General features: G+C 54.9%; 11 protein-coding genes. All 11 read left to right on the top strand.

Annotated features, from left to right (window positions below; all coding sequences use genetic code 11):
• The first annotated feature begins 6 nt into the window (after window positions 1–6).
• The 11 genes from tssI to hybE all read left to right on the top strand — a co-directional run bounded on the left by tssI (window position 7) and on the right by hybE (window position 13,225).
• On the top strand, window positions 7–2,052 hold the full coding sequence (gene tssI, locus PG898_RS06400) for a type VI secretion system Vgr family protein (RefSeq protein ID WP_270823961.1): 2,046 nt from the start codon (window positions 7–9) through the stop codon (window positions 2,050–2,052).
• 9 nt (window positions 2,053–2,061) lie between these two features.
• On the top strand, window positions 2,062–4,470 hold the full coding sequence (locus PG898_RS06395; protein WP_270823962.1) for a hypothetical protein: 2,409 nt from the start codon (window positions 2,062–2,064) through the stop codon (window positions 4,468–4,470).
• On the top strand, window positions 4,467–4,931 hold the full coding sequence (locus tag PG898_RS06390) for a hypothetical protein (protein ID WP_270823963.1): 465 nt from the start codon (window positions 4,467–4,469) through the stop codon (window positions 4,929–4,931). Before PG898_RS06395 ends, PG898_RS06390 begins: the two co-directional genes overlap by 4 nt.
• Before the next feature lie 175 nt (window positions 4,932–5,106).
• Window positions 5,107–6,063: a glycoside hydrolase family 24 protein gene (locus PG898_RS06385; RefSeq protein WP_270823964.1), complete on the top strand. Its 957-nt coding sequence runs from the start codon at window positions 5,107–5,109 to the stop codon at window positions 6,061–6,063.
• Window positions 6,053–6,475, top strand: coding sequence for a hypothetical protein (locus PG898_RS06380; RefSeq protein ID WP_270823965.1), 423 nt, complete (start codon window positions 6,053–6,055; stop codon window positions 6,473–6,475). Before PG898_RS06385 ends, PG898_RS06380 begins: the two co-directional genes overlap by 11 nt.
• A gap of 654 nt (window positions 6,476–7,129) precedes the next feature.
• Window positions 7,130–8,263, top strand: a complete 1,134-nt coding sequence (hybO, locus tag PG898_RS06375) for a hydrogenase 2 small subunit (RefSeq protein WP_270823966.1) — start codon at window positions 7,130–7,132, stop codon at window positions 8,261–8,263.
• Between the two features lie 2 nt (window positions 8,264–8,265).
• On the top strand, window positions 8,266–9,315 hold the full coding sequence (hybA, locus tag PG898_RS06370) for a hydrogenase 2 operon protein HybA (RefSeq protein WP_270823967.1): 1,050 nt from the start codon (window positions 8,266–8,268) through the stop codon (window positions 9,313–9,315).
• On the top strand, window positions 9,308–10,495 hold the full coding sequence (hybB, locus tag PG898_RS06365; RefSeq protein ID WP_270823969.1) for a Ni/Fe-hydrogenase cytochrome b subunit: 1,188 nt from the start codon (window positions 9,308–9,310) through the stop codon (window positions 10,493–10,495). Before hybA ends, hybB begins: the two co-directional genes overlap by 8 nt.
• Complete coding sequence (gene hybC, locus PG898_RS06360; protein WP_270823970.1) at window positions 10,492–12,195, top strand: hydrogenase 2 large subunit; 1,704 nt, start codon at window positions 10,492–10,494, stop codon at window positions 12,193–12,195. The genes hybB and hybC overlap by 4 nt, the downstream gene beginning before the upstream one ends.
• A complete protein-coding gene (locus tag PG898_RS06355; protein WP_270823971.1) occupies window positions 12,195–12,725 on the top strand; it encodes a HyaD/HybD family hydrogenase maturation endopeptidase in 531 nt (176 codons plus the stop codon). The genes hybC and PG898_RS06355 overlap by 1 nt, the downstream gene beginning before the upstream one ends.
• Window positions 12,707–13,225 carry a hydrogenase-2 assembly chaperone gene (gene hybE, locus PG898_RS06350; protein WP_270823972.1) on the top strand — a complete coding sequence of 173 codons (519 nt, stop codon included), beginning with the start codon at window positions 12,707–12,709 and terminating at the stop codon, window positions 13,223–13,225. Before PG898_RS06355 ends, hybE begins: the two co-directional genes overlap by 19 nt.
• The last annotated feature ends 69 nt before the right edge of the window (window positions 13,226–13,294 follow it).

Genomic DNA, 13,294 nt, shown 5'->3' with positions numbered 1-13,294 from the left:
CGCATCATGGCAGACAGCACAGGATTACAATTTACTGTCAAGGTGGGGGCCCTGCCCGAGAGCACCTTCGTGGTGGCCGAATTTGCACTGGATGAAGGGCTCAACCGGCCGTTCAACCTGCGCCTGGAGCTGGCAAGCGCCCAGCCCGATATCGACTTTGGCGCCGTGCTGGACCAGCCCTGCGAGCTCTTGGTGTGGTACAACGGTGAGCTGCAGCGGCGGGTCTGTGGGGTGGTGAGTGACTTCGCGCAGGGTGACAGCGGTTTTCGCCGCACCCGCTATCAGCTGCTGGCGCAGCCGGCCCTGTGGCGACTCTCTTTACGCCAGAACTCCCGCATCTTTCAGGCGCAAAAGCTCGATGAAATCCTCTCTATCCTGCTGCAAGAGCACGGCATCACCGACTATGCGTTTGCCCTGAAAAACGAGCACGTCCAGCGGGAATACTGCGTTCAGTACCGGGAAACCGACCTCGACTTCGTGAACCGCCTCGCCGCCGAAGAGGGGATGTTCTACTTCCACGAGTTTGAAGCGGGCAAGCACCGTATCGTGTTTGCTGACGACGCGGCCGCCCTGACCGCCGGCCCCGAGCTCTTCTTCAACCTCGGCAACCGCTCCCTTGAGCAAGGCCCCTATGTGCGGCAGTTCCACTACCGGGAGGCGGTGCGCCCCTCGGATGTGGAGCTCAAAGACTACAGCTTCAAGACCCCGGCTTATGGCCTCTCCCACAAAAAGCAGGGCGCAGAGCTCGAGCATCAACGGGATACCTACCAGCACTTCGATTTTCCGGGCCGCTACAAGCAGGATGGCAGCGGCAAGGCCTTTGCCCAGCACAGGCTCGATGCGCTGCGCAACGACGCCGTGGCGGGCAGTGGCAAGTCCAACTGCGCCGCCTTGCAGCCGGGGCAGACCTTCTCGCTGACCGAGCACCCCAACGGCAGCCTCAACACCGACTGGCAAATCGTGCGCATCCAGCACACCGGTTTGCAGCCGCAGGCGCTGGAGGAGGAGGGGGGCAGCGGTCCCACCGTCTACCACAACGAATTTGGGGTGGTGAAAGCGAGCACCACCTGGCGGGCACGTATCGGCAGCCCGGAGGCCCCCCACAGGCCCATGGTGGATGGCCCGCAAATCGCCATGGTGGTGGGCCCCGAGGGGGAGGAGATTTACTGTGACGAACACGGCCGGGTGAAGCTGCAATTCCCGTGGGATAGATATGGCAGCTCCAACGACCAGAGCTCCTGCTGGGTGCGGGTCTCGCAAGTCTGGGCCGGTGGTCAGTACGGCATGATGGCCATCCCGCGCATCGGCCACGAGGTCATCGTGAGCTTTCTGGAGGGGGACCCCGACCAGCCCATCGTGACCGGCCGCACCTATCATGCCACCAACCGGCCGCCGTACGAGTTGCCGGCCAACAAGACCCGCACCGTGCTGCGCACCGAAACCCATCAGGGTGAGGGTTTCAACGAGCTGCGCTTTGAAGACCAGGCTGGCAAGGAAGAGATTTATATCCACGGTCAGAAAAACCTGAACGTGCTTATCGAGAATGATGCCGCCTGGCACATCAAGCACGACCAGCACACCGATATCGACAATGAGCGGGTGACCCGCATCAAGGCCAACGACCATCTGACGGTGGAGGGTGAGAAGCGCGACCAGATAAAAGCCGACTACTCACTGACGGTGGATGCCAGTCTGCACCAAAAGCTGGGGCAGTCCCTGCTGGTGGAAGCCGGGCAGGAAGTGCATATCAAGGTGGGCGACAAGCTGGTGCTGGAGGCGGGCTCTGAAATCACCCTCAAGGGAGGCGGCAGTTTTGTGAAAGTGGACCCGAGCGGCATCAAGCTGGTGGGCCCCGCCATCAAGCTCAACGCCGGCGGCAGCGCAGGGGCAGGATCCGGCTGGGGTGGCAAGGCCCCCGTGGTGCCCAAGGGGGTAGAAGTGGTCAAGGCTCCCGAACTGGTTGAACTCATCAAAGCCATTCCCACCGAGAAGGCGATGGAGGCGCTGCTCAAGGAGCAGAAGCCTGGCGCGTTCTACCTCTTTTCTGAATAAGGAAACAGCATGAAGTTTGCATTTCCCATCCTCACCGCCACAGGGGAAGAGTTCAAGGACGTCAAGGCACTGACGGCGCTGATCAATGGCGAGCAATCGGGTCACTATCTTCTTGGTAACCACAACAAATGGCATGGTGGCATTCATATCAGCGACAAGAGTGCCCCCTGGTGCAAGGATAAGTACCCTGTAAGAGCCATGGCCGATGGCAAGGTGGTGGCATTCCGGATGATGAAGGATTACCTGACTTCTGAATTTCAGGGGGAGTCGTTGCGTTATTCCAACTGCTTCTGCCTAGTACAACATGAATATTGCGAGATAAACACCGAAACGAAGGCAAAAAACGAGTTCACCTTCTATTCGCTCTATATGCATCTGCTGCCCTGGAACCAGTATCAGACCGCCGAGAAGCTGGTACTGAAAAAGGGCTGGAATGCGCGTAATTCCGTTCCTCACGCCAATCCCGATGTCGATCAGCAGCGTGCCGATGCTGCCTTGCCCCGTTTCGCGCTGCCCAAGGATACCGAGCTGGAGATAGATAGCAGTACGCCACCCCAAAAGGGAAAGGTGGGAGACAAGGTGTATGACTTCATTAAAGTGACGATCAAGAGCCAGCTATCCAATGCTCAGATAAAAGAGGCCGAGAAGGTAGGCGTTGTTGTCAGTGAAGGAAGTTCGGTCTGGATCGCCAATAGCCCGGACGCTGTCGGGGTGATTAAACTCAACCTGCCGACCTGGCTATTCGATCAAATAGAGGCGGAACTACTGACCAATATGGTTGGTCGTGCGGATCCTGTTTTTAATGGGCCTACAGGTCGTCTGATGGCCGGGGACAGAAGCGTATCTCTGCCTGCGGGCACAAAAGTGCAGTATGATGCGCACCAACTCGAATTCCATTGGGTGGGTGACAAGACACGCAAGATGGCCAGATGCAACTATGTGATGCCGAGTGCTGATGGTGCTGCGGGTAGCTGTGGCATGGCCTGGGTGTGTGTCGAAGATGACTTTATCAAGGTGAATGCACGTGCGCCGTCACATCTTGGTGAGCTCTATGTACTGCCTTCGCCAGTCGCCATTGCTGCGGGGGAAACCATTGGATATCTAGGCCTGGTGGAAACGCCGGGCTCCCTGATTGGAGGCAAAAAGAGCAAGCATCAGGTGCATCTTGAAGTCTTCACCCAGGATCCCAGACTGGATGATGTATTGGCCAACAAGGCGGGGACTAAAGGCGGTGCTATTTATGCCAAGGTGCCGGCCGATCTCGTCTTGCATGAGAAGAAAACGCAGGATGGTAAAGATTTCTGGGTCGCGACGGGTGACAAGAGTCTGGAAGAGCTGGTTGAATCACTCAAGCTGGAAAAAGACGCTGCTAAGCAGGAGTGGGTCAGCGTCTCGTCAGGACAATATGTCAAGAAAGAGCAAGTGGAGCTTTTGTGCCAACATGACTGGCTGAAGATAGGTTTTAAAAAGGTCGATGGTTCATGCTCTGACGGCTATCTGGATCCCGATGCACCGTCTGCATTTTTTACCAATCTGGTAAAAAGTCTTGATACGGATGGCGATGGTGAGCTTAGCAGTGAAGAGATTCAAGTTGCCCTGCAAAATAGCGGTAATGCCGATCAACTTCATAAGCTAATCGTCAAGCATCCCAGCGAGTGGTATGAAAAATCTTCGGCCAGCAGTTACATATGGCTTGATAAATTGATGGCCAAGGTTGGTCTGCCCGACTTTGACAAGTTGGTGGATCACGAAAAGCAGCGGATCGATAAGCTGGAGTGGATGCAGAGTGCTGCCAAGTTAAAGCTTGGGAAGGCGATTTGGCATTTCTACCCATTACATTTTAAATTTAAAGAATCGCGTACGACAGTGGGTATCAATTGGGCAAGAAGTGTCTTTGGTGATTATCTAGCCAGTGTTGAATCAGGCGGGGATTACTCTGCATACAATAATATAGTCCATGGTAAAGCATCGTCATTCTATGGAACTAGTCTAACATCTATGTCCATAAGTGAGGTTATGGTTTCTCAATCTCAACCTGGTCGAAAGATGTTTGCTGTAGGACGGTATCAACTAATACCTAGTACTCTTATTAGTGCAGTAAATTATCTAAAAATAGATAAAAACTTACTCTTTAATGAGGAGGTTCAAGACTATATTTTCAATAACTATCTGATAGCAATAAAAAGGCCTGAAATTATTGAGTTCCTTGAAAAAGACGGCAGTGTCGAGGACGCTATATACTCATGGGCTAAAGAGTTTGCTTCAGCAGGCGTGAGGAAAGGTCGGGCAATAAGTAAGAATAGGGTGGCTTTAGGTGGAGAATCGTATTATGCTGGCGACGGTTTAAACAAAGCACATATAACACCTGATAAGATGGTGGATGTTCTGGTGAAAGCTAAAAAGGATGCTTTAAAATGAAGTTTTTAACTGGGGCTGTTTTTTTTGTTATTAGTTTTTCTTGTTTTTCTAACTCATTAAGTTTCAATGACTTCCCGAGTAAGTCTGTTAGTAGTGCTTACGTTAATAAATTAATTGCAGGCAGTAGTGATTACAGTGAACTTTATATAAAAGATGCTAATCGTTCCCTATTAGAAGGGAAAGTTAACTTTAATGGGCATTATGTTGTCTTTGTCACTTCGTGTGGAGGTGGATGTATCTATGGAGGAATAGTAGATAAAACCTCTGGGAAGTTAATAGATTTCCCTGATGCATTTTCACCTGGCGATGATGATGATCAATTTGAATTGAAATATAAAAAAGAGAGTAGTCTTATCTGTTTTGATGGTATTAGTCTTGATAGTGGAGAATCTGGTCAGAAATGCTATGCCGTATATGGAGACAGGCTTGAGAGAGTTGCGGGCCTATTGAGGGAGGAATAGAGAGTCATTAACTCAACTATCTCGTTCTTATAGTTATTATCTGACACCGATGTCAAGTCGGTGTTTTTTAATTGGTGGTTATAGATGATAGTTAAACGAGCTTTAGTAGCATTATTTATCTTTATATGTCTTAATCTTCGTATTAATTAATTGTTGGCTGTGCACTGTAGTGCTATTGAGTCAACATGACTGGCTGAAGATCGGTTTTAAAAAGATCGATGGCTCTGGCTCAGATGGCTATCTGGACCCCGATGCACCGCCTGCATTCTTTACGAATCTGGTAAAAAGCTTTGATACCGATGACAATGGCGAGCTTAGTAGTGAAGAGATACAGGCTGCCCTGCAAAATAGCAGCAATGCAGCGCAACTTCACAAGCTTATCGTCAAACATCCCAGCGAGTGGTATGAAAAGTCTTCCGCCAGCAGTTACCAGTGGCTGGATAAATTGATGACCAAGATTGGTCTACCTGATTTTGACAAGTTGGTGGATCACGAAAAGCAACGCATTGATAAGCTGGAGTGGATGCAGAGTGCTACCAAGTTAAAGCTTGGGAGGGAGATATGGCATCTATACCCATTGTTTTATTTTCGTACAAATACAGTGCCAATGTTAAGCGATGCTCGAGTTAGGGCTTTTATGAGAATGCTACGAGTAGGTGAAGGTACTATCGGCGATAAAGGATATGAAACTTTATTTAGTGGTAAGTCTTTTATAAAGGATTACAGTCGAGATTTTTCTGATCACCCTAGAATAAAAATAAAATCCGGGAAGTTGGTTTCCAGTGCGGCGGGAGCATATCAAGTAATGGGTTATACATGGGATGATCCGTCAATGGTTAAGGCTCGAGATGAGTATCATATAAATGATTTTTCCCCATTGTCACAAGATATTTTTTGTCTTTTCTTATTTAAGAAAAAAAGAGAGGGGACTTTAGATAAAATAAGGCAAGGTGATATTGAGGGCGCTTTAGATAAGTTAAGTTATGAGTGGGCAAGTCTTCCACCTGGTCGATATGGGCAGCCGTCAAAAACTATGAGTGAAGCATTATCAATATTCGAGAGCTATCTAGATGAAGAGCTTAATGGTAAAACTGACTTGAAAATTCCAGTAGGTGTCACGAATGACTTTTAAAGTAAAAAAAATTATTTTTCTGTGCTTATTCTCACTGAATGTAAATGCTGGTGAGAGATGGGCAATCGATTGTGTATCGGGAAAGGGTAGCATTATCATTGAACACGATAAAGCCGATGTAATAGTCAACACTAATCAAATTGTAGTGTCTACTAGAGTGGTTAAAACTGATGATAAACTCTCTTTCTTTCTTGAAGAACCGGCCGACTTAGGGCGTGGTGGAATGATGCTTAACTGGGATGATTTCTCTAATAGTAAACCCATTGCAGATGCTCAAAAGAATGGTGATAAAATCAAATTATCATGGAAAGGTTTTTTCGAAAGCAGTACTTTGAAATATGTTTGGGTATCAGACTCTGAATTTACCGCGCCGAAAAATGAAAAATATGTGATTATGAAAAAATGTGAATGAAAATTTGGGTTTATATTGATCTAAGAATCATGATTTTTACTTAACACCGGCCTCAAGCCGGTGTTTTATTTTGTCGTCATCAAAGCATAGATTGAATCGCCGCTCTTCTAAATCACGGGCTTGATGGCAGGTCACTATGGGGTCGCGTAGCCAAGTCTAGCATAGGCATTGTACGAAAAGGTGGGCGCCTCTGATCTTAGTTCAACTACTTTATGCGGCCACTTGAGCCTGGTTATTCAATAGCTCTCGCTTGATTAATTTATTGCTCGCCTGGCAAGAGATGGAGGGCGGAATGATGGCGCTATATGCGCTGCAACGCCCATTTGCAAAGATGAATTGCAGGCTTAACAGGGTCAGAAAACAAATTCTGTGACAACGCTTTCATTTTCTTGAATGTATGACTGAAATGGAGCGGTAATTTATATGATTTTAATTGTACCAGGCCTTGAAATGCCTCTTTGTGAGTATTTTTGGTTATGGCGGTGAAATAATAAGTGCATGTTATATATAGCTTTTTATTTTTTGCGTCATTGGCTTCCGAATACATTAAAGTGTGGTGACTTGATAAAGATCAACATGCAGAGCGAGGGGGAGGCATAGCATTCCCGCCATTAAGCATTTGTCAAACAATGCTCACTGACGGGAATAAGAAGAATGGTCGAGGATACTTTTTTATCGGCTCATGGAATTAATCGCCGTGACTTTATGAAATTGTGTGCCGGGATGGCCGCAACCCTGGGATTAAGTCAGCATGCCGTCGCCAAGATGGCCACCGCGCTTACCAGCCCCGAGCGGCCGCCGGTGATCTGGATTGGGGCGCAGGAGTGTACTGGCTGTACCGAGTCGCTGCTGCGGGCCACTCACCCCACCATCGAGAACCTGATCCTCAATACCATTTCGCTGGAGTACCACGAGGTGCTCTCGGCGGCTTTTGGTCATCAGGCGGAAGAGAACAAGCACAACGCCATCAAGCGTTATAAAGGCAAGTATGTGCTGGTGGTGGATGGCTCCATTCCGCTGAAAGATGGTGGCGTCTACTGCATGGTGGCCGGTGAGCCCATCGTCGACCATATTCGCCGCGCCGCCGCCGATGCGGCTGCGGTCATCGCCATCGGTTCCTGCTCCGCCTGGGGCGGTGTGCCCGCCAGCGGCGGCAACCCGACCGGTGCCGTCAGTCTCGAAGAGGCGCTGGGCAATATCGGCACCCCCATCATCAATATCCCGGGTTGCCCGCCCAATCCCCACAACTTCCTCACCACGGTTGCCTACTACATTACCTACGGCAAGCTGCCGGCGCTGGATAGCAAGAAGCGTCCGCTGTTTGCCTACGAGCGACTGATCCATGAGAACTGCGAGCGTCGTCCGCATTTCGATGCAGGCCGTTTTGCCAAGGAGTTTGGCGACGAGGGCCACCGTCAGGGCTGGTGTCTCTACCATCTGGGCTGCAAGGGGCCGGAGACCTATGGCAACTGCTCGACCCTGGAGTTCTGCGATGTGGGCGGCGGCATCTGGCCGGTCGGCATCGGCCATCCCTGCTATGGCTGCAACGAGCAGGGGGTCGGTTTCAGCAAGGGGATCTTCCAGCTTGCCAAGGTAGAGAACCCGACTCCGCGGGTGGATAAACCCGATGTGAAGATCCAGGAGGGGGGCTATACCTCGCCCACCGCGACGGGCCTTATCGGTGGCGCCCTCGGGGTGCTGGTGGGGGTGAGTCTGATGACGGTGCGTGAACTCGGTCGCCAGCAGAAGCGCCACGAAGCCGGGCAGCCCCCATCACGGGAGGAGTAACCGTGAACAGACGCAATTTCCTCAAATTCGCCTCTGCCAGTGCACTAACGGCAGGGGCTGCCGTGCCCGGCAGCGCCATGGCGGCGGCCAAGAACAAGCCGCCCATTCCCGGGTCGCTCGGCATGTTGTATGACTCCACCCTCTGCGTCGGCTGTCAGGCCTGCGTGGCGGAGTGTCAGCGTTTGAATGGCAACCCGGCCAATCCGGAGGGCGCACAGACCTGGTCCACCAACGACAAGCTGACGCCCTACACCAACAACATCATTCAGGTGTGGAAGAGCGGCACTGGCGAGCACAAGGATCAGCTGGTGGATGGCTACGCCTACATCAAGAAGCAGTGCATGCACTGCGTCGATCCCAACTGTGTCTCGGTCTGCCCAGTGCAGGCGCTGACCAAAGATCCCAAGACCGGCATCGTTCACTACGATCCGGACGTCTGCACCGGCTGCCGCTACTGCATGGTGGGCTGCCCGTTCGATGTGCCCAAATATGACTACGACAATCCGCTGGGGGCGATCCACAAGTGCGAGCTCTGCAACCAGAAGGGGCTTGAGCGGATCGATCAGGGCAAATTGCCCGGCTGTGTCGAGGTGTGCCCCACCGGCGCCGTGATTTTCGGCACCCGCGAGGAGCTGATGGCCGAGGCCAAGCGTCGCCTGCTGGCGACCCCTGGGAGTGAATATGCCTATCCGCGCCAGACCTTCAGTGCCAACGATCCCTACCTGCACGAGGTGCCCAACTACCAGCCTTACGTCTATGGCGAGAAGGAGGGGGGCGGCACCCAGGTGCTGGTGCTGGCCGGGGTGCCCTATACCAAGCTCGACATGCCCGACTTGCCGGAGCTCTCCTCCGGTGCCCGCTCCGAGCATATCCAGCACACCCTCTACAAGGGGATGGTGCTGCCCATGGTGGTGCTGACCGGACTCTCGGTGCTCATTCGTCGCAACAGCAAGAAGAGCGGTCACGATCACCATCACGATGATGGTCATGATCAGAGCAGCGCTCAGATTAAAGATCAGAGTTCAGCAAAGGGGGGCAAGGATCATGAGTAATCACAAGGCGCATCCGCTCGGCGGCAAGCTGGTCAGCTGGCCGGTGCTGGTGCTGGCCCCCTTTGCCGTGCTGTGCGGCATGTTGATCTTGAAACGCCTCTTCTTCGGGCTGGGTTCGGTCACCGACTTGAACGGGGGTTACCCCTGGGGGTTGTGGATCTCCTTTGACCTGCTGATCGGCACCGGTTTCGCCTGTGGCGGCTGGGCGCTGGCCTGGGCGGTCTATGTGTTCAACCGGGGCGAGTATCACCCGCTGGTGCGACCGGCCCTGTTGGCGAGCCTGTTCGGCTACTCGCTCGGTGGTCTTTCCATCACCATCGACGTGGGGCGTTACTGGAACCTGCCGTACTTCTATCTGCCCGGTCACTTCAACACCTCCTCGGTGCTGTTCGAGACGGCGGTCTGCATGACCATCTATATCGGGGTGATGGCGCTGGAGTTTGCGCCCGTGCTGCTGGAGAAGTTCGGCTGGAAGGCGTCACTCATTCGCCTCAACAAGATCATGTTCTTCGTGTTGGCGCTGGGGGCCCTGCTGCCCACCATGCACCAATCCTCGATGGGCTCGTTGATGATCGTCGCGGGGGAGAAGATCCATCCGCTCTGGCAAAGCTACGAGCTGCTGCCGGTCTTTTCGCTTCTGACCGCATTCATCATGGGCTTCTCCATAGTGGTGTTTGAGGGCTCTCTGGTGCAGGCGGGACTGGCGGGACGTGGCCCCAACGAGAAGTCGCTGTTCTACAAGCTGACCCAGGTGATCGACATCTTCCTGATCCTGTTTGTGGCGCTGCGTTTTGCCGAGATCGTCATCAATGACAAGTCGGAATACCTCTCCCAGTGGAACCGCTTCTCCATCATGTTCTGGAGCGAGATCGCACTGATGATCTTCCCGCTGCTGGTATTCCACTGGGACAAGAGCCGCCGCGATTCGCGCATGTTGTTCCTGGGGGCCCTCAGCATGCTGCTGGGCGCAGCCCTCTGGCGACTGGACTACTCCCTGCTCGCCTTCAACCCCGGCAATGGCTACCACTACTTCCCCTCCGCGGCGGAAGTGCTGATCTCCTTGGGCTTCGTCGCCATCGAGGTGTGTGCCTATTTGCTGCTGATCCGGCTGCTGCCGGTACTGCCATCACTTGAACGTGTTCACCAAGATTATCAGGCCCGAGGGAAAGCCAACGTATGAGCCAACGTATCACCATAGACCCCATCACCCGCATCGAGGGTCACCTGCGTATCGACTGTGAAATCGAAGGCGGCGTCGTCACCAAGGCCTGGTCGTCCGGCACCATGTGGCGCGGGATGGAGGAGATCGTCAAGGGCAACGACCCACGCGATGCCTGGATGATAGTGCAGCGCATCTGTGGGGTGTGCACCTCCATTCACGCCATCGCCTCGGTGCGGGCGGTGGAGAACGCCATCGGCGCCAAGGTGCCGGTCAACGCCCAGTACATCCGCAACCTCATCATCGCGGCCCACAACATCCACGATCACATCGTCCACTTCTACCAGCTCTCCGCGCTGGACTGGGTGGACATCACCGCGGCCCTTGAGGCCAATCCGCAAAAAGCGGCGGACATGCTCAAGGGGGTATCGACCTGGTCCCTCAACAGCGCTGAAGAGCTCGCCAAGGTACAGGAGAAGATCCGCGCGCTGGTGGCGAGCGGCCAGCTCGGCATCTTTGCCAACGGCTATTGGGGCCACAAGGCGATGAAGCTGAGCCCGGAGGTGAACCTCATTGCCGTGGCCCACTATCTGCAAGCACTGGAGTGCCAGCGCGATGCCAACCGCATCGTCGCCATCCTCGGCGGCAAGACTCCCCACATCCAGAACCTGGCGGTGGGCGGGGTGGCCAACCCCATCAACCTGGATGCGCCGAGCGTGCTCAACCTGGAGCGGCTGCTCTACGTGAAGAGCTTTATCGACCGGCTCGGCGAGTTTATCGAGCAGGTCTACAAGGTGGATGCCGCCATCATAGCCGCGCACTACCCCGAGTGGCTGAACCTAGGGCAGGGGGCCAAGCACTACCTGAGCGTGCCGGAGCTGCCCACCGACGGTGACGGCGGCAGCTTCCTGATGCCCGGTGGCTACATCGAGAACGGCGATCTGGCCGGCTATCGCCCCATCGAGAGCCATCAGGATGCCTGGCTGATGGATGGCATTGCCGAGAGCAACAAGCACGCCTGGTACAAGGATGACGCCCCCCTCAAGCCATGGGAGGGCAAGACCGAGCCCAACTACACCGGCTGGCAGGATGATGGCAAGTACTCCTGGGTCAAATCCCCCACCTTCTACGGCAAGGTGGTGGAGGTGGGGCCGCTCGCAGACCTCCTGGTCAAGCTCGCCGCCAAGCACCCGGAGTCGGTGGCGCATTTCGATCAGCTTAACGGTCTCTACAAGACGCTCACCGGCTCTGCCATCAAGACTGAACAGCTGCACTCCACCCTGGGCCGCATCATCGGCCGGGCGGTGCGCTGTTGCGTGCTCAAAGACACTCTGTCTCACCAGTGGCAGGCGCTGGTGGACAACATCGGCAAGGGGGATGTCAGCGCCTACATCAAGGCTGAGATCCCGGCGGACAAGGAGTTTCGCGGGGTGGGCTTTGAAGAGGCGCCGCGCGGCATGCTCTCCCACTGGATCGTCATCAAGGGCGGCAAGATCGAGAACTATCAGGCGGTTGTGCCATCGACCTGGAACTCGGGCCCGCGCAACTTCAATGACGAGCCCGGCCCCTACGAGCAGGCGCTGGTGGGCACCCCGGTGGCGGATCCCGCCAAACCGCTGGAGGTGGTACGCACCATCCACTCGTTCGACCCTTGCATGTCCTGCGCGGTCCACGTGGTGGATACCCAAAATGGCGAAACGACTCAGGTGAAGGTGCTGTGATGAACACCCTGATCCTGGGCGTGGGCAACCTGCTGTTGAGCGATGAGGCCGTCGGCGTGCGCATCGTCGAGGCGCTGGGGCGCAACTACCGTTTCGCCCCCGGCATCGAGCTGCTCGATGGTGGCACCGCCGGCATGGAGCTGCTCGAAGCGATGGCCAGTCGCGACCACATCATTCTGGCGGATGCGGTGCGCAGCGGTAATCCGCCGGGCACCGTGGTGACCCTGAAGGATGAGGAGGTCCCGACCCTGTTCGGCCGCAAGATCTCCCCGCACCAGCTGGGGCTGGCGGATGTGCTCTCGGCGCTGCATATGACGGGGGAGTCGCCCAAGCGGCTCACCCTGATTGGGGTCGAACCCGAATCCCTCGAACCGCGCATCGGCCTCACCCCTGTGGTGGCGGCCGCCATGGGGGAGGCAACGGATCGGATTTTGACCCTGCTGGCCAGTGTCGGTGCCCCTGCCATCCCGCTCTCTGAGCAGGAAAAAGCTGAACAAGCGCGGGAGGGCCTATGGCGCAGTCCCATTTAAGCGAGCTTGATGCCGTGCAAGAACGCGTGCAGGAGTTCATCGGTTTCGCTACCAATCCCGCGCCCATGCTGATAGCTCAGTACGAGCGGATCGCCCGCGAAGAGATGCAGGCGTTGCCCTTCTATCACGCCACCATGCCCATCGAGGCCGAGTGCGTGCTGTTTGAAGATCAGTGGCTCGGCTGCGTGCTGACCCCCTGGATGCTGAGCGTGGTGGTACTGCCGGGGCCGGATCAGCTCTGGCCGGTGCGCTGCAGTAGCGAACGCCTCGCCCTGCAGCTCCCCTGCGGCAACATGACCTTTATGGTGGGTGAACTGCCCGAAAGTGGTCAGCTGCTGGCCTGCTCCCTGATGTCGCCGCTCGATCCCCATCTCGGGGCCGAGCAGGGGCGCTCACTGGTGAGCAGCACTCTCAAGATGCTGCTCTCCTTGCCGGTGCAGCAGGGGGAGGGACGTGTCGATCTCGGCCGGCGACGGCTGTTTGGTGCGCGCGGGCGTTAGCCTGCCTGCGTTGGTAAAAAAGATGGGGCCCTTATCGGCCCCTCATTCGCTTCTATCGGTGCCACCTTT

Origin of the sequence: Aeromonas sp. QDB31 (assembly GCF_027707605.1) — a bacterium.
Lineage (GTDB): Bacteria > Pseudomonadota > Gammaproteobacteria > Enterobacterales > Aeromonadaceae > Aeromonas > Aeromonas media.
Note: the sequence above shows the minus strand (reverse complement) of the source record. Positions and strands in the feature narration are given on the sequence as shown.

Coding starts and splice junctions, on each gene's coding strand:
- PG898_RS06355 (WP_270823971.1), top strand. CDS start 12,195: ATGAACACCCTGATCCTGGGCGTGGGCAACCTGCTGTTGAGCGATGAG.
- PG898_RS06395 (WP_270823962.1), top strand. CDS start 2,062: ATGAAGTTTGCATTTCCCATCCTCACCGCCACAGGGGAAGAGTTCAAG.
- tssI (WP_270823961.1), top strand. CDS start 7: ATGGCAGACAGCACAGGATTACAATTTACTGTCAAGGTGGGGGCCCTG.
- hybO (WP_270823966.1), top strand. CDS start 7,130: ATGGTCGAGGATACTTTTTTATCGGCTCATGGAATTAATCGCCGTGAC.
- hybC (WP_270823970.1), top strand. CDS start 10,492: ATGAGCCAACGTATCACCATAGACCCCATCACCCGCATCGAGGGTCAC.
- PG898_RS06390 (WP_270823963.1), top strand. CDS start 4,467: ATGAAGTTTTTAACTGGGGCTGTTTTTTTTGTTATTAGTTTTTCTTGT.
- hybB (WP_270823969.1), top strand. CDS start 9,308: ATGAGTAATCACAAGGCGCATCCGCTCGGCGGCAAGCTGGTCAGCTGG.
- hybE (WP_270823972.1), top strand. CDS start 12,707: ATGGCGCAGTCCCATTTAAGCGAGCTTGATGCCGTGCAAGAACGCGTG.
- PG898_RS06380 (WP_270823965.1), top strand. CDS start 6,053: ATGACTTTTAAAGTAAAAAAAATTATTTTTCTGTGCTTATTCTCACTG.